This is a genomic window from Suttonella sp. R2A3, from assembly GCF_021513215.1.
Classification (GTDB): Bacteria; Pseudomonadota; Gammaproteobacteria; order Cardiobacteriales; family Cardiobacteriaceae; genus JAHUUI01.
Genome location: NZ_CP090975.1, coordinates 711,979 through 727,933, shown reverse-complemented (window position 1 = coordinate 727,933; position 15,955 = coordinate 711,979). Strand labels below are relative to the sequence as shown.

General features: G+C 47.8%; 21 protein-coding genes and 1 tRNA gene. 8 read left to right on the top strand and 14 right to left on the bottom strand.

The window, feature by feature from the left end; all coding sequences use genetic code 11:
* Positions 1-107: 107 nt before the first annotated feature.
* Entirely contained in the window at positions 108-2,369 is a 2,262-nt protein-coding gene (locus L0B52_RS03455; protein WP_235065151.1) for a multiheme c-type cytochrome, read from the bottom strand.
* Positions 2,370-2,713: 344 nt separating this feature from the next.
* Between L0B52_RS03455 and L0B52_RS03450 the strand changes: the two genes are divergently transcribed.
* Positions 2,714-3,304: an alanine racemase gene (locus L0B52_RS03450; protein WP_235065150.1), complete on the top strand. Its 591-nt coding sequence runs from the start codon at positions 2,714-2,716 to the stop codon at positions 3,302-3,304.
* On the top strand, positions 3,280-3,831 hold the full coding sequence (locus tag L0B52_RS03445) for an alanine racemase C-terminal domain-containing protein (RefSeq protein ID WP_235065149.1): 552 nt from the start codon (positions 3,280-3,282) through the stop codon (positions 3,829-3,831). Before L0B52_RS03450 ends, L0B52_RS03445 begins: the two co-directional genes overlap by 25 nt.
* Before the next feature lie 84 nt (positions 3,832-3,915).
* Here L0B52_RS03445 and frdD read toward each other — a convergent pair whose 3' ends face one another.
* From frdD to frdA, 4 genes are read right to left on the bottom strand one after another with little or no spacing between them, the layout of a single operon-like run.
* Positions 3,916-4,266, bottom strand: a complete 351-nt coding sequence (frdD, locus tag L0B52_RS03440; protein ID WP_235065148.1) for a fumarate reductase subunit FrdD — start codon at positions 4,264-4,266, stop codon at positions 3,916-3,918.
* Positions 4,267-4,275: 9 nt separating this feature from the next.
* A complete protein-coding gene (locus L0B52_RS03435) occupies positions 4,276-4,671 on the bottom strand; it encodes a fumarate reductase subunit C (protein ID WP_235065147.1) in 396 nt (131 codons plus the stop codon).
* On the bottom strand, positions 4,668-5,423 hold the full coding sequence (locus L0B52_RS03430) for a succinate dehydrogenase/fumarate reductase iron-sulfur subunit (protein ID WP_235065146.1): 756 nt from the start codon (positions 5,421-5,423) through the stop codon (positions 4,668-4,670). Before L0B52_RS03430 ends, L0B52_RS03435 begins: the two co-directional genes overlap by 4 nt.
* A gap of 14 nt (positions 5,424-5,437) precedes the next feature.
* On the bottom strand, positions 5,438-7,204 hold the full coding sequence (frdA, locus tag L0B52_RS03425) for a fumarate reductase (quinol) flavoprotein subunit (protein ID WP_235065145.1): 1,767 nt from the start codon (positions 7,202-7,204) through the stop codon (positions 5,438-5,440).
* A 232-nt stretch (positions 7,205-7,436) separates the two neighbouring features.
* Between frdA and L0B52_RS03420 the strand changes: the two genes are divergently transcribed.
* The 4 genes from L0B52_RS03420 (at position 7,437) to L0B52_RS03405 (ending at position 10,123) form a co-directional block, all read left to right on the top strand.
* Positions 7,437-7,721, top strand: a complete 285-nt coding sequence (locus L0B52_RS03420; RefSeq protein WP_235065144.1) for a Trp family transcriptional regulator — start codon at positions 7,437-7,439, stop codon at positions 7,719-7,721.
* Positions 7,718-9,118, top strand: a complete 1,401-nt coding sequence (locus L0B52_RS03415) for an anthranilate synthase component I family protein (RefSeq protein WP_235065143.1) — start codon at positions 7,718-7,720, stop codon at positions 9,116-9,118. Before L0B52_RS03420 ends, L0B52_RS03415 begins: the two co-directional genes overlap by 4 nt.
* Positions 9,118-9,747: an aminodeoxychorismate/anthranilate synthase component II gene (locus L0B52_RS03410; RefSeq protein ID WP_235065142.1), complete on the top strand. Its 630-nt coding sequence runs from the start codon at positions 9,118-9,120 to the stop codon at positions 9,745-9,747. The genes L0B52_RS03415 and L0B52_RS03410 overlap by 1 nt, the downstream gene beginning before the upstream one ends.
* Before the next feature lie 67 nt (positions 9,748-9,814).
* Positions 9,815-10,123, top strand: a complete 309-nt coding sequence (locus tag L0B52_RS03405; protein ID WP_235065141.1) for a hypothetical protein — start codon at positions 9,815-9,817, stop codon at positions 10,121-10,123.
* An 87-nt stretch (positions 10,124-10,210) separates the two neighbouring features.
* Here L0B52_RS03405 and L0B52_RS03400 read toward each other — a convergent pair whose 3' ends face one another.
* From L0B52_RS03400 to L0B52_RS03360, 9 genes are all read right to left on the bottom strand, one after another.
* Entirely contained in the window at positions 10,211-10,759 is a 549-nt protein-coding gene (locus L0B52_RS03400) for an acyl-CoA thioesterase (RefSeq protein WP_235065140.1), read from the bottom strand.
* Between the two features lie 59 nt (positions 10,760-10,818).
* Positions 10,819-11,658, bottom strand: coding sequence for a 3'(2'),5'-bisphosphate nucleotidase CysQ (locus L0B52_RS03395; protein ID WP_235065139.1), 840 nt, complete (start codon positions 11,656-11,658; stop codon positions 10,819-10,821).
* Between the two features lie 4 nt (positions 11,659-11,662).
* Entirely contained in the window at positions 11,663-12,025 is a 363-nt protein-coding gene (rplS, locus tag L0B52_RS03390) for a 50S ribosomal protein L19 (RefSeq protein ID WP_235065138.1), read from the bottom strand.
* Positions 12,025-12,771 (bottom strand): tRNA (guanosine(37)-N1)-methyltransferase TrmD, encoded by a 747-nt coding sequence (gene trmD, locus L0B52_RS03385; RefSeq protein ID WP_235065137.1) that lies wholly within the window; start codon positions 12,769-12,771, stop codon positions 12,025-12,027. The genes rplS and trmD overlap by 1 nt, the downstream gene beginning before the upstream one ends.
* 4 nt (positions 12,772-12,775) lie before the next feature.
* Positions 12,776-13,303, bottom strand: coding sequence for a ribosome maturation factor RimM (rimM, locus tag L0B52_RS03380; protein WP_235065136.1), 528 nt, complete (start codon positions 13,301-13,303; stop codon positions 12,776-12,778).
* Between the two features lie 15 nt (positions 13,304-13,318).
* On the bottom strand, positions 13,319-13,573 hold the full coding sequence (rpsP, locus tag L0B52_RS03375; protein ID WP_235065135.1) for a 30S ribosomal protein S16: 255 nt from the start codon (positions 13,571-13,573) through the stop codon (positions 13,319-13,321).
* A gap of 172 nt (positions 13,574-13,745) precedes the next feature.
* On the bottom strand, positions 13,746-14,366 hold the full coding sequence (locus L0B52_RS03370) for a DUF882 domain-containing protein (RefSeq protein ID WP_235065134.1): 621 nt from the start codon (positions 14,364-14,366) through the stop codon (positions 13,746-13,748).
* An 83-nt stretch (positions 14,367-14,449) separates the two neighbouring features.
* A tRNA-Met gene (locus L0B52_RS03365) sits at positions 14,450-14,526 on the bottom strand.
* A gap of 78 nt (positions 14,527-14,604) precedes the next feature.
* The gene (locus L0B52_RS03360) at positions 14,605-15,132 is read right to left on the bottom strand and encodes a UPF0149 family protein (protein ID WP_235065133.1); all 528 of its coding nucleotides are present in this window, start codon (positions 15,130-15,132) and stop codon (positions 14,605-14,607) included.
* Positions 15,133-15,194: 62 nt separating this feature from the next.
* On the opposite strand from L0B52_RS03360, the gene L0B52_RS03355 reads away from it, so the two are divergent.
* Both L0B52_RS03355 and L0B52_RS03350 read left to right on the top strand, forming a co-directional pair.
* Positions 15,195-15,641 carry a hypothetical protein gene (locus tag L0B52_RS03355; protein WP_235065132.1) on the top strand — a complete coding sequence of 149 codons (447 nt, stop codon included), beginning with the start codon at positions 15,195-15,197 and terminating at the stop codon, positions 15,639-15,641.
* Complete coding sequence (locus L0B52_RS03350) at positions 15,638-15,949, top strand: cell division protein ZapA (RefSeq protein ID WP_235065131.1); 312 nt, start codon at positions 15,638-15,640, stop codon at positions 15,947-15,949. The genes L0B52_RS03355 and L0B52_RS03350 overlap by 4 nt, the downstream gene beginning before the upstream one ends.
* Positions 15,950-15,955: the final 6 nt, after the last annotated feature.

The window sequence follows — 15,955 nt, the reverse complement described above, 5'->3', positions numbered from 1 at the left end:
AAAACTTGTTTTTTGGGGAACAGGGTAGAAATGCCAACTATGGTGAGTGGGCTGAACGAAAAAGCCTGCCATAGCGTAAATGGATATTGCTATGGCAGGCTGGCGTTTTACTGTGCTTCTAACGCCGCTTTGGCTTTGTCTAAATAGTCAGGGTCTTTCAGTGAATCACGTTGTGCTTCAGAAAGCGGTCCTGAACGTTCGAAGTGTGGTCCAACAGCCATCTGTTGGTTGCCGTCTTGATCCAAGATCGTCATATAGTCACCATTGTTCAAGTTTTTGATGGACTCGATTTGAGGTGCTGTATTTTGCTTGGCTATCGGCTGGCCGTCGTCATCTTTTAGACCCAGATAGAACTGACTTTGTGGATCAGCGCTCACATCACCGCCGCTCATGCCATACCCCATGGTTTTTTCATTGAGGTGACAATCGCTACAGCCTCGGGCTTGTCTGGTCGTGGTGTGTGGGTTCAATGGCTGCATATCGATGGTTAGCATGCCATCTTCTTCGCGTTTAGCCACATTATTCAACAACACGACCTTACCTTCTTCGTCAACAACCGTACCGGTGGTTTGGATTACCCCAACCAGTGGTGTGACGCGACCTTCGCCGTTAATACCCAATACAGGTTCTTCCCAGCGCGCATGCGAGTAGTCACCAGACGGTGCGCCTTTTTGCATCACCATGCTCTCACCATCAGTATCTGAGGTTGTACCATCAGGATTGATTTTCGCCGAAGATTCAACCCAATCAACCATTTCGTTACCTTCAGAATAGTCGAGTTTATAGGTGTAACCGAGATATGAAGGCGCCCAAGTGGCGTGGCAGGCGTAGCATTCCATGGTTTCTAAATGTTTCGGTGCACCGACCATCGCTAGACGACCTTCAGGGTTTTGCCAGAGGTTGTTGTCTTCGATATCTTTCAAGATAGGCACTTCAAGGGTTTTGCCGGTGGCTGAATGCAGGATAACTTTATCCCCGTCTTTAACCACGTTACCAAAAGCATTACCACGTGAAGAGATTAAATAGCCATCTTTCTTATCGTAAGTGGTGGCGTAGGTTTGGGTAATCGTCATCGAATTTTCTGCTAAACCTCTAGGCTCGTCGAGCAGGCTCAACACAGCGCTATCTTCGCTGAGTTTCGCGCGATCGATGAGCTCATCACCAACGCCCAATGGGAGATCCCAAGGGTAGTCAGTTGGTGTGCCGTGGCAGTCTTGACACTCTGGCTCAACGTTGGCCAATGCGACTGTGCCAATATTGCCGTTACCGTGTAAGTCTGGCGAGGTGTGGCAATCCTGACAGATCATGCCAGCGTCGAAGTGTACATCGGCTCTGAGGTGTTTGTATAAATACGTTGAGCTAGGGCCTTGCATATTCCCTTCAGCGTCAAACGGTGCATAAGTGGTTGTTCTATCGGCCGCGAACAAACCTTGGAAGGAGAGGCTAACGCGACGACCTGAGCTATGACAGGCATTACAGGTGGCAATCTGAATACCGGAATATTCCGTGTCATGCACTTGCACTTTCGATTTTTCAGTCCCTTGCATTGAGTGGACTAACATTTTCCCTTTTGCTTCAGGGTCAATAGATGGGTCGTTGCCTTCATATTGACCTTCTAAACCATAAGGAATATGACAGCCAGCGCAGCCTAGGCCACGGTAATGACCTTTTTTCGGTTTGCCTTTGCCTGGTAAGTGACAGGCGTTACAGTTGCGCAGGAAGCTATAAGCGGCTTGCTCAGGAAACTCTTCCAGTGAAGACATATCGGCTTGAGGGATCTTCTTGAGTTCGCTCGGGATGCGGTCAGCATGTTGCGCGACAATCTCTGTTACATACGCTTTATATTCCGGCGAACCGTAAATAGGGGTTGGTCCGTCGCTGTCTTGCATGTCCTGGTTGCCATAGCGGTGGAGATAATCATCGTTGTTAACGCCCCAGCCATAAGTGATGACTTTGATCTTGCCAGACTCATTGGACATGATCGATTTACGGATACTTTGCGTTTGCTGGTAATGGCACATGCCACAGGTTTTATCCATCACAGCAAATGAGGCAGGAACCGGGGTGAAGTTTTCAAGTGGACTGCCTTTTGGTGTCCCGCTATGGGCGAGGTCGGCGTCTTCTGTTTCTTCTGGGGTACCACCATGACAGACCACACAGCCATTAGGGTCGCCCATACCATTACTCATGGCATAGATTTGCTGCATCATCAACGAATCATGATCTCTAATCGGTTCAATGCCTTGGTGACAAGTGAGACAACCCTCGCTAGGAGCAGGGAAGTCTTCTGCTGCGATTGCCGGACTAAAAAACAGCTCTATAACCATAAGAGCGCTTAGACAGATAAACTGGTTTATTCGTGTTTTCATACTACTCTCCGTTTCGACATGCCTCATCGAGCGTTATAATCATGCGAACGCAATCGTCGTCATTTGTTTCTTTAATCATACGCCTTCTTAACGCATTTTTCATCCCTAAGATATTGTTTTTGCTAATATTAAAGTTAATGACAATCATTTATATTCTCTTTTTTTGTTAAAATCAGGAGAGGGGTGGCTTGTGAATAATTAACTTATTTTTAATGTTAACAGTGTGTTGGGGGTTAAGTTGTGTTGAGTGGTTGGCCTATAATGAGGTGTTGTGCTGGTGCATAGTTGGTCTGCGCAACTTTTGGTTATATGATGCTTGGGTTTTGATTTTAGGACTTTGGGTTATGCAATATCCTGCTTGGTTGGAGGTTGATTGTGCGCAATTAGCGGACAATATTGGTGCTGTGAAGGACGTGATTGGGCGTAGTGAGCTCTGTGTGGTCATGAAGGCGGATGCCTACGGCATGGGGATTGCTAATGTGTTACCGACGGTTATTGCAGAAAATATTTCTTGTGTTGCTATTGCTGATAATAGTGAGCTGTTCGCGATAGTTGCCCAGCAGCAGCCTCGCTACGAGGGCGAAATTATCCGCCTTCGCAGCGCTACAGAGCAGGAAGTGATTGAAGCGGCGCCATATGGGGTGACTGAGCTTATTGGTCATCTTGATAATGCCGCGCAGATGAGCACTCATGCGCAAGCTGCTGGGATCAAAATCCCATATCATTTTGAACTCAATTCTGCCGGTATGGGCCGTAATGGTCTCGATTTGCGCCATGGCGATGGTCGCGAACAGGCGCGCGCGATTCTACAGTTGCCAGGTTTGACCCCACGCGGCATCATGACGCACTTTCCGAAAGAGCACCGCGATGATATCAGCCAAAGTCTGGCACGATTTAGAGAGGAATGTGATTGGTTGATCGAAGTGGGGGGCTAAATCGTGAAAAAATCTGTTGTCATGCGGCGAATTCGTATGCGCTGTTGAGTGATGCCAACACCCATTTAGATAGGGTGCGCGCAGGCGAGGCGCTGTATGGCGAGATGGCGATACCCGGGGTGTCGCTCGGTGGCAGTATTATGCGCTTTAAAACGCGTATTGCCAGCATCAATGAATATCCTAAAGGCAGCAGCGTGAGTTATGAGCGTGAGCATGTGTTGCGTCGGGATAGTCGGGTCGCAACCGTGCTGGTTGGTTATGCTAACGGTTATCGGCGCGCGTTTAGTCATCGTGGTGAGATGTTGGTGCGCGGGCAGCGTGCGCCGGTAATTGGACGGGTGTCGATGAATGTCACCACCATTGATATCAGCGATATCCCAGAGGCACGTTTAGGCGATGAAGTGGTGATTTTTGGCCGCCAAGGACAAGAATGCATCAGCGAATCGGAAATTGAGACAATTAACCAAGCGCTGATGGAAGATCTCTATACGGTGTGGGGGCGGTGCAATCCACGCGTGGTTGTCTAAAAAAGCCCGCTGAGGCGAGCGGGCAAACCCGCACCTGATGATGCGGGGGAGGGCAACCACCAAGCCTCTTAATCTGCTAAGGCATTAGCCAAACCAGCCAATACCCAAGGTAATTAACAGCGCAATGATCGCGATGGCGTAGAACGTTAAGCGGGTTTTATTGCCCACATGAATGTGTAAGTCGTGCAGGATGTAATAAAAACGGTGCATGCCGTGCCACAAAAAAGTAAAAATCAGTCCTGCAGCAATTAGGAAAATAAACCAATTGCTTAGCCAAGGATGCGCGTTTTCGTAGAAGGTTTGTGGATCGCCGAGGACGCCCAGCGGCAATAAAATACACAGCACCAGCACAATTGGCGCAAGGAATAAGGCAGCAGTGGTGCCGCCAACCGAGAAGAGTCCCCAGTATAAGGGTTTGAGGTGTTTGTGAGACATATTTGCTCCTTAAGCCATGAGGATGACGAGGGCGAGTAGGACGATGGTGATCGCTGCGAATACCACCCAGTTACCGAGAATCATTTTTTTGTCTTCGACAAATTTTTCACCAATTTGTACGCGAATCGCCTTTGGCATCGCCTCAAACCATTTGATGGTGTTAAACAGCGCAGCAACAATGGCAAATAAGTTAAAGATAATCATCAGCGGATGGGCCTGTACAGCCAGCCATTTTGTCCACGCTTCAGGAGAAGCTAGCGCGAGTGCGGCGATGCCCCAGAATAGATTGAACGAGGCAATGGCAACCGGTACGCTGGTCAGTTCGCGCAACATATAGAGCTTGTAAAAATTACTCGCCATATACCAGTTAGCGGGCTGTTGGTGTTGATAAGGTTTTCGACTCATGATGCGCTCTCCTCACTTTCTTTACTGAACCATGACAGCGCCCAATATGGAACACCTTGTGCTTTAGCCTGCTGAATAGCGCCGGCTGGGTCAACGTGTTTCGGGCAGACTTCAGAGCAGTAGCCGACGAAGGTGCACGGCCACACACCATCTTCTTTGTTCAGCGTTTTGAAGCGTTCTTTACTGCCAGCATCACGGTTATCAAGGTTATAACGGTGTGCTAAAGAAATTGCTGCCGGGCCTAAAAAATCTGCATTGATGCCGATTTGCGGGCAAGCTTGATAACACAGCATGCAATTAATACACATCGTATATTGCTTGAATTTAGCGAGTTGCTTGGGCGTTTGTTTATATTCTTTCTCGGTAATGCTGCGTGCTTTTTTCGGCACGATATAGGGGGTTACGGAGGCGAGTTTTTCCACAAAAGGATTCACATCAACCACCAGATCTTTTTCTACCGGCATTTGATCGAGCGGTGCAATGGTGATTTTGCCTTCGTCCGCATAGTCACGCACAAAAGTGGAACACGCCAGTTTGGGTACGCCATTGACCACCATACCGCAGGAACCACACACTTCCATGCGGCACGACCAGCGATACGCTAATTCTGGTGCAAAATCGTCTTTAATGATCCCAAGGGCATCGAGAATTGACATATCCTGGGTCCATTCGATATCAAAGGTTTGCGCCCATGGGGTATCGTCCTGATCAGGTCGATAGCGCATGACCTCAAGTGTAATCGTATTGCTCATGATGATAGGCCCTCTTATTTTTTATCCCCAGCCGCGCCATAGACACGTTGTGCTGGTTGGGATTTAGTAATCAATACATCGCTATAGACGATGCTCGGTGCGTCATTGCCTTGATAAAACGCCAAAGAATGTTTGAGGAACTGCTCGTCGTTACGTTCAGGATAATCAAGGCGCTGATGTGAGCCGCGTGATTCAGTGCGCTTTGCGGCGCTGTAAATCATCGTTTCAGCGACATCTAGTAAATAGCCTAATTCGATGGTGGTTAGCCAATCGGTGTTAAAGATATCGCTGTGATCGGTAACCCGCACATTTTGATAACGGGTTTTTAGCTCGCCAATGGCTTTAATCGCGTCTTCGCTGTTTTCCGCACTACGATAAATGCCGACATCTTTCTCCATCATCTCGCCTAAGGCGTTGCGGATGTCAGAAGGTTTTTCGGTGCCATTACTGCGGTTGAGTAATTCGCCGTGTGGGGTGAAGGCTGTTTCAGCTAGGCGTGTAAACTGCTCTTTACTCATGTTGAAATCACGACCGGAGGCGTGTTTTAGCGCTTCTTCGCCAGCCACTTTGCCAAACACACACAGCTCAGCTAGTGAGTTTGAACCAAGACGGTTCGCGCCGTGCAAACCCACTGAAGAGCATTCACCCACAGCGTATAAGCCGCTAATGCGTGTGGCGCAACGTTGATCGGTTTCGATGCCGCCCATCGTGTAGTGAGCGGTAGGGCGCACAGGAATCGGCTCAAGCACTGGATCGACGCCAACAAATTTTTTCGACAAAGAGCAAATAAATGGCAGGCGTTCTTCTAAATAGGTTTTACCTAAATGGCGCAGGTCAAGATTCACTACATCGCCGCGGGAGGTTTCAATCGTGCGGCCTTTTTTCCATTCATGGTAAAACGCTTGCGAGAGTCGGTCGCGAGGGCCTAATTCCATATATTTATTTTTCGGTTCACCGACCGGCGTTTCAGGCCCTAAACCGTAGTCTTGTAGATAACGGTAGCCGTCTTTATTGGTCAGAATACCGCCTTCACCACGACAACCTTCGGTCATCAAAATGCCCGATCCAGGCAGGCCGGTGGGGTGGTATTGAACAAATTCCATGTCACGTAAGGGGACACCATGGCGATACGCCAGCGCCATCCCATCCCCAGTGACAATGCCACCGTTGGTATTAAAGGCATAGACACGACCTGCGCCGCCAGTAGCGATGATCACGCTTTTTGCTTGCACAGCGCGTTTAACCCCATTTTGCACGTCATAGCACAGCACGCCTTCAACCGCCTCATCAGCAACGATTAAATCGAGCGCAAAATGCTCATCGAGTCGCTTAATATTGTCAAACTGCATTGAGGTTTGGAATAAGGTGTGCAGCATATGAAAGCCGGTTTTGTCTGCGGCAAACCAGGTGCGTGGAATTTTCATCCCACCAAAGCGGCGCACGTTTGCGCGGCCATTAGGCAGGCGTGACCAAGGGCAACCCCAATGCTCCATCTGGATCATTTCTTCAGTGGCGTGTTCGACGAAATACTGCACCACATCCTGCTCACACAACCAATCACCACCAGAAACCGTGTCGTTGAAATGATTATCGAGGGAATCATCATCGCGCACCACGCCTGCAGAACCGCCCTCTGCGGCCACTGTATGGCTGCGCATTGGATAAACTTTGGAAATAAGGGTCACGGTTTTGTGACTGGCGCCGCGCGCAATCTCAATCGCTGCGCGTAAACCGGCACCGCCGCCGCCGATAATCGCGACATCTGTTTGGATGATATCCATATTTTGCCTCAGTGTTGTAGTTTTCGATGATTATATCAAAAATAGAATAAATAATGTATAAAAATCCGAGTATATATGAACAATCATAAGCACCATTTTGCTGGTTAAGCCATCTGTTATATCGCACTTGAGTTGATGAGATTTTTCTTAGAAAAAATTATCGAACTAGTCTATTTATTATTGAGAAACTTTGTTATTCTAGTGTACTAGTTTACTGAAACAGGAACCTCAAATGAATGAAACCGAACGTGCGTTGCTTGAGTTATTTCACGATGCAGATAGCTTATTAGCGACACAACAACTATTTGCTATTTTTCTCACCGATACGGAATGGCGCGAGCTGATGAACCGTTTACGCATTTTTGTGATGCTCGCACAAGGCCATACTCAGCGCGATATCGCGGATCGTTTAGGCGTTGGGGTTGCTACCGTTTCTCGTGGCGCGCGTGCCTACCAACAGTATCAACTAGAGCAACGCCTGCCCCAGTTAAAACAATTGTCTTTGGATAACCTATGATGACCAATCGCCCAGACTTATTCAATATTCCTGCTAAGCCTAAACTGGTTAAAATCAGCCAGGATATCGACTTTTTCTCGCTATTCTGTCGTGTGGAAGCACGTTTTGATACCTGTTTTTTGCAAGAATCGCTAGGTCGCGAAAGCCATATGTCGCGCTACCATGGGATCGGTTTCGACCCAGCGGCGGTGGTATTCGCTGATAATCCACATACGCTGTCGATTATTGAGCGTGATAGTGGGACGCGTCATGATTATTCGTGTGACAATCCTTATCAGCTGTTGCGTGAGATGACGCCCAATCATGTGATTGCGAGACAACATAGTGGCGGTTTATTTGGTTATATTGGTTATGATGCGATTAACTTTTTTGAACCGAGCGTAGGGGCGAAAGCGAGCGAGCATTTCCAAGCGTTTAAGTTTGGCCTTTATTTAGATGGGCTGACCTACGACAAGATGACCGGAGAGCTATTTTATTTTTATTATCACGACAGCCGGATTGAGCTGATTGAAGCCTTGCTTGCTGCGCCCATGCCAGAATATAGGCCGCCAGAAGTCCGTTATTTGGGCGATGGCATGAGTCGTGAGCAACATGCGCTTGCGGTTGATGAAGTCAAAGAAGACATTAAAGCGGGGTTCGTGTTTCAGTGCGAAGTGGGCTTTAAATCGCATTACCAAATTTCCGGCAACAAAGTGCCAATTTATGCCCGCTTGCGCGAAGTGAACCCATCGCCGCATATGTTTTACGTTAAATTTGCTAATCAGCATATTATTGGTGCTTCCCCGGAGTTGCTTTTGCGTTTGCGTCAGGGTGAGTTAGAAACGTTTCCATTGGCGGGCACAGCCAAACGAGGTGAGACCGAAGAAGAAGACCGCCAGCTCGCTCGTGCCTTACTCAATGACCCAAAAGAGATTGCCGAGCACAATATGCTGGTCGATTTACACCGTAACGATATTGGGCGCGTCGCGCGATTCGGCACAGTTAAAGTGCGTAATTTAATGGACATCAAACGCTTTTCACATGTCCAGCATATTTCATCAGAAATCGTTGGTATTTTGGCCAGCGATGAAGATATGTTTAGCGCCTTAGCGGCGAATTTTCCGGCTGGGACATTGTCTGGCGCACCAAAGGTTGAGGCGATGAAAATCATCAACCGTTTAGAACCTGATGGACGAGGACCGTATGGTGGCGCGGTTGGGCAGTTTTCGTTTAATGGCGATTGTATTTTTGCGATTCCGATTCGCAGTGTGTTTATCAGTGGTGACACTGCCTACGCGCAGACCTGTGGCGGTAATGTCTATGACTCCAACGCGGCCGATGAATACTTAGAAATCGAGCGTAAACTGATGGCGATGCGACGCGTACTCGATGAATTTAGGGTAGCGGAGGGCGAATAATGAAGGTGCTATTGATCGATAACTATGATTCTTTTGTGTTTAACCTCTACCAGTATATTGGTGAACTGCTTGAAGAACAGGGCGGTGGAGAGGTCTTGGTGCGACGTAATGACGCGCTGAGTTTAGATGATGTGGCCTCGCTTGCGCCCGATCGGATTGTGATTTCTCCGGGGCCGGGTTCGCCCGATGATCCAGCGTATTTTGGCATTTGCGCTTCAGTCATCCGTGAATTTGCGCCAACGATTCCGATGCTTGGGGTGTGTTTGGGCATGCAGGGTATGGTGCATGTTTATGGTGGACAGATTGTGCGCGATGAGCGCCCCATGCACGGCAAGACTTCAGCGATTGTGCATAATGGCGAGGGGGTGTTTCAAGGCTTGCCGCAAGGGGTGGAGATTATGCGTTATCACTCATTATGCGCCGCACGACCGTTACCGGATTGCCTGGAAATTACTGCGGTTGTGGGCGATGGTGAACAAGGCTTTGCTGCGGCTGCCCGTGGAAATAGTTCGATTATGGGCCTGCGTCATCGCGACTATCCGATGCAAGGGGTGCAATTTCATCCAGAGTCGTTTGCTACCGAAGGTGCTAAGGTGATGTTGGGGCATTTTTTGACGCAAAATCGTTAAAAAAATTCCCGAATAGGGCAAATAATGCTAAGGTAAACACTGGTTAACACAATGAAAGGATAGCACGATGAAAAAATGGATGGCTTTGAGTATGGCTGCGGTATTGGGTTTAGCAGCGTGTGGCAGTAATGATGAGTTGCCTAAGGCGTGTACGGATCTCGCTGATTCGGTCAAAGAAATGGCAGGAGATATGCCAGAGGCTAAAGACATGCTGAAACAGCTGGATGCGGATATGGAAAAAGCGCGCGAAGAATGGAAAAATATGAGCGATGATGATCGCAAAAAAGCGGAACAAGAGTGTGTTAGCGCTCAAGCAGAAATGGAAAAAATGAAAGGAATGATGGAAGAAATGAAAGAGTTGCAGAATGCTCAATAATTAAGAGCACACCTCTTTCGTTCATTAAAAAACCAGCGTCATGCTGGTTTTTTAATGTCTACACGATTTAAACACCGTATTAACTGCTTAATCGAGCTTTAATTGTGCATTTTGTCTGTTTAACCAATCTAAAATATCGTCGTTAACACTAAACTGACGATCATTGAAGCGTTGTTCACTACTTCTTCTTTCCTCGCGACGTTCGTGCGAACGAACAAAGCGGCGCACGTCTTCATTATTACGCAAAATCAGGCCAGGGACGCGTTGTGGATGGCCGTCATTATCTTTTGCGACCATCGTAAAGTAGCTCGAGTTACTGTGGCGTACCGTGCCTTGAATGAGGTTTTCCGCCTCAACACGCAGTCCGATCACCATTGAAGTGGCGCCTGTGTAGTTCACACGGGCTTTGATAGAGATGAGATCGCCGACATGAATCGGGGTGCGAAAATTAACCGTATTGACCGAAGCGGTTACACAATAAGCCTGAGCGTGTTTACTGGCACAAGCATACGCTGCTTGGTCCATGAGTGAGAGTAAATAGCCGCCGTGGATATTGCCACCAAAATTGGCGTATTCAGGCTGCATCAACAGCGCCATGAGGATTTCGCTATCGTTTGGGCATTTAAATTCGTGCATGATGACCTCGTCTGACAGATAGAACCATTATCAGTATGATCGTGTGCCAGCGCAAGCGATTAGTTTTGCGTAAGGACTTCGCGCATGATCCGGCAATACTCAGCTATTTGTGTTTCGCTGATGCCACCACCATAGGCGAGAAAAGGGGGGTTAAGTGTGTCATCCTTACAGCCGTAGCGCGGGACAGTGTTGTCAAATAAAACGATGCCACCGCCGGTTTCGGACAAAAGTAAATCGCCGGCGGCAATATCCCATTCGCTGGTCGTATAAGACAGCTTTGGATAAATATCCGCACCACCTTCAGCGATCACACAAAACTTCAAGGCGCTGCCACGCGTGGTGCGGGTATAGTCGCCAAAAAGATTGCGCAGATAACCATTCATACGCCTAGAAAGCTTGATGCGTGCGGTAATAATCGTAGCCGGGTCTGCAATGCTGCGCCCGTAAAGACGTTTGACTTCAGGTGAAGTGCTATCACCCTTATAAGTGCCTTTGCCGTGCAGCGCAAACCAATACTTACCAGTGGTTGGTGCGTAGATATAGGCTAGCGTAGGGCGGTGGTTCTCGATGCGCGCGATAGCGATACAGAATTCATCGGTGTGTTCGATGAATTCTCGTGTGCCATCAATCGGGTCAATCAACCAATAGTCGCTATGGCGCTGCTGATGCACTTCTGGGCTGGATTCTTCACTGATAATCGGTAGCTTAAGAATCTTGGGTAAGCCATTGAGTAAGGCATCATGTGCGGCAAGGTCGGCTTCAGTAAGCGGGGTGTTATTGTCTTTCTGAGTGATGTTCAGCGTGGACTGATCACGGTAATAAGACAAAATCACCGCGCTGGTTTCATGACACAGCGCGGTGAGTTGCGCAACCAGTTGCTGATCGCGAGATGTTAACATGCGCTTAGGCAGGCTTTTTGCTAGCCAGCTTCTCTTTAATACGCGCTGCTTTACCTTCCAAGCCACGTAAGTAGTACAACTTAGCACGACGAACATCGCCACGACGCTTGACTGTAATAGAGTCAACTAACGGGCTGTGGGTTTGGAATACACGCTCAACACCTTCACCGTGTGAGATTTTACGCACGGTAAATGATGAACCGATGCCACGGTTGCGTTTCGCGATGCAGACGCCTTCAAACGCCTGTAGACGCTCACGGTTACCTTCACGAACTTTAACCTGCACAACAACCGTGTCGCCAGGGTTAAATTCAGGCAGATCGCTCTTGAACTGCTCTTGTTCTAATGTATCAATGATGTTGCTCATCACAGCTCTCCGATATGATATTCTTGCAAAAATTCAGCTAACAACGCTTCCTGCTCTGTTGTGAGCACCAGCCGGGTGATTAAATCGGGGCGTTGTAAAAATGTTCGACCCAGCGCTTCTTTCAGGCGCCATTTAGCAATGTGCGCATGATTGCCACTGAGTAGGATTTCAGGGGCGGGGATTCTACCAGCAATTTCCGGTCTTGTATAGTGCGGATGATCAAATATTGCTTGTTGAAACGAATCTTCAGCTGCAGAATTTGCATCTCCTAGCACGCCAGGGATTAATCGGCTGACCGTATCGATGAGCACGGCCGCTGCCAATTCGCCTCCGGAGAGGACAAAATCGCCGATAGAGATTTCTAAATCAATATGTTGATCAATAAAGCGCTGGTCAACGCCTTCATAACGACCACACCATAATGCTAAGCGCGGCTGTTCAGCCAGTTTACCTGCTAAGGCTTGGGTTAAAGGCTCACCTTGAGGGCTGAGATAAACATGAAAAGGCTTTGGTTCGCTGGCATTAATCGCGTTTGCGGTTTCAGCCAATGGTGCGTATTGCATCACCATCCCAGGACCACCACCAAAAGGACGATCATCAACGCGTTGGTGACGGTCTTCGCTGTATTCGCGTGGATTCCATGTGTTGATTGTAATCAACTCTTTGGCCACAGCGCGTCCGACCACCCCTTGCTCAAACCACTGGGTGATCATTTCCGGGAAAATGGAGACAAGATCAAATTGCATGAGATTAGTCGCTTAACCAATCATCTGACCAGTCAACGATGATCCTGGATGATGAAAAATCAATCTCACGAACATAATCAGGCTGAACGAATGGGATGAGCTGCTCTTTGTTGTGTGCGTTTTTGACCACCATCACATCGTTAGCGCCGGTTTCAAATAAATCTGCTACCGTGCCAAGCGGCTGATTGTCTAAATTAACCACTTCCAGGCCTTTAAGATCGGCCCAATAATATTCATTATCAGCAGTTGTGGGCAGGTCAGCTCGATCGACAAGCAGGGTAAGGCCATGTAAGGCATAAGCGCTATCACGGTCATTACACTCGCTAAACTTGGCAATCAGGCCCTTGCCTTGCATTTTGCCACATTCGAGCTTGAGGGTTGTTGGCGGTTGATTGCCACGCTGTGCGTAGAGGTTCGCGTAAGAAAAAATGGCTTCTCGCGGCCGACAGTCAGAATAGACTTTGACCCAGCCGCGGACACCATGCACGCCGACAATCCGCCCGAGCACAATGAGATTGGGCGGGGTATTCATGGCGGTATGAAAAAATTAAGCGGTTTGTGCTTTTTTGTATTGTTTGATCAGGCTGTTAACGCGATCGCTAAGTTTGCCACCTTGGCTAACCCAGTATTCGATGCGCTCGATGTCTAAGCGAAGTTCTTCTTCCTGACCGCGCGCGATTGGGTTGAAAAAGCCCAGGCGTTCGATAAAGCGACCATCACGAGCGTTGCGGCTGTCAGTGGCAACTACATGATAAAATGGACGTTTTTTGGAGCCACCACGGGCGAGACGAATAGCTAACATAGGTTCCTCGTAAATGAAACGGTGTAAAAAAGAGGGATATTGTACGGATTTTTTTAGAAAAAGAAAGCGTTTTGCTGGTTTTTTATTGTCTTGCAAGTATAAAACTTACGCCATCATCAACTATTGCGTTCAATGATGGCGTTGATTCGAGATCGCGCTTGATCTGGATTTTTTAATAGTACCACTCGCGAACAGGGCCGCTATCAACGTGGATAAAGCTTGATCCACGGTATAGACCGATGCCGCCAGCGTTAAGGCGTTTAGCGATGCTCTTTAGTTCGCGGGAACCGATGCCTTTGACCGAAATATCAGCAGCTTGTGCGCGCATATGATAGCTTTTTTTGCCAACGTTATTGGAGCGGCTTGCCAGCATATTATTGGTCGCTGGTGAACGGTAACCGCTGTGTAATTCTAACGTGCGGCTTTGCCCGATGTTGCTTTGCACATAATGCAAGATATTTAACAAATCAATATCGATGGGTACGACTTTATTCTGACGGAAATCGCGGAAAAAGGTGTTGATTTGATTCATTGATGGCTGAATGTAGCCATAATCTGGCGTCCAAAACACGGTACGAAGATTTTCGCCAGTGTGCGGATTGTGCATTTTGATCAGGCGCTCACGGCTACTAGCCGCTTTTACCCATTCGCTGGGCAGTAAAATCCCGGCGCTCGCAACCGCTAAGGTTTTAATAAATGTACGTCGGTGTTGATGTGTGCAACACGGGCAATCATCGCCATGTTCAAAATCGGTAAAAGAAATAGGGCGCTTAGAGGCATTTCTTTGCATCATAAAAGTTACCGTTTTATTAGATCACAATTGATAATAAACCAATGCTTATCTTTATTCAAGCTTATTTTATAAAAATGTGGTATTGGTGGCTACGCCCTGATTCGAACAGGGGACCCCATCATTATGAGTGATGTGCTCTAACCAGCTGAGCTACGTAGCCAAAAATGAGAAGCGCGGCATTATGCCGAGCAGCGAAGGCGATGTCAAGTGTTGCGCGATTTTTCTAGTGCGTTTTTTATTACGATGCTGTGTTTTGTGGTTTCGCTTGTCGCGTATCGGCATAAATTAATAGCGCAACCATGCGTGCGTGTTCTTCGAGGGTATTGAGCAGGCGGCGGTTTTTTTCATTATCCTTGATATCCGGATCAAGTTGACTCATCGCTTCTAAATCTTCCAATGCGTCACGGGCATCATCGCTCGGGGTAAAAAGCGTTTTTTCGCGCAGGTATTGTACGGCCAGATGAAAGCCTTGTGCCCAAAAGCCCAGCGCTTCTGCACGAGCGCTTAAGTCTTTATCTTCAGGAAGCAGTAGTTGAAAACGTAGCTCTCGGCCAGCCAATTTACTTTGGATATGCGTGCTCAGCGCTTCTAAGGTTTGTTCGCCTAGCTCAGTTTCGCCCTCTGGGAAGAGCAGCGTATTGCGTTGGTTTTCATGATCAGCACAAATGAGTCCGCTCAAAATGCCATGTGCTTCACTGGGATGAAACCACCAACCTTGATGTTCAATCAGTTCAGCAAATGCGTTGTAGTGTAAAAAATCTGACATTCGATGCCCTATAAATATGAAAAATGATAGTATAGCTAAAGATAACCTAGGGAGTAAGTTCTATGCCTGAACGTTTACATCTTGACGAATTAAAACGTGTAGAGCAAGGCGTTAATGCATTATTGAAAGCGTGGCGTAAGCTCAATCAACAATACAGTCAATTAGAAAAAGACCATCAGCAGCTGTTAGACAAGCATGAACAGCAGAAAAATACGCATGAACGCTCGCTGGATGAGCTGCGTAAAGAAAGTGATGGGCAAAAACAGCAGCAGAATGAGGCGTACCAAGCGAAAGTCGCTGGTGTCGAGCAGCATTGGCAGCAACAATATGCAGCGCTCGAAGCGCAAACGAGCGAGCGAGTCCAACAGCTCGAGCAAGCCCATCATAATGAGTTAAAAGAATTACAAGCTACCTTAGCGCAACAAAAAGCGCAATTTACTGAACAATTAGAAGCAGCGAATTGTGTTAAGGATGCCTTGATTGATCGTGTGCGAGGAGTTGAAGTATGAGTAAAGAGAAAATTAAAGTCTCGCTCAGCGTATTAGAAAATCCCTATCAGCTGATGTGTGAACCACATGACCGTAACTTGTTGATCGAATCGGCTGAATTGCTCAATACCCATTTACAAGATCTACGCAATGCCAACCCTAAGCTCTCACACGAACGACTATTGGTTATGGGCGCGCTACAAATGACCTTTGATTTATTACAAGAACGCCAAACGTTAGCACATGAGGTCAGTAGCGTGAATCAGTTGAGTGCGCGGTTAATCAGCGCACTCGATATGGCTAATGGTGAATTACCACTAAATAAATAAGCATCA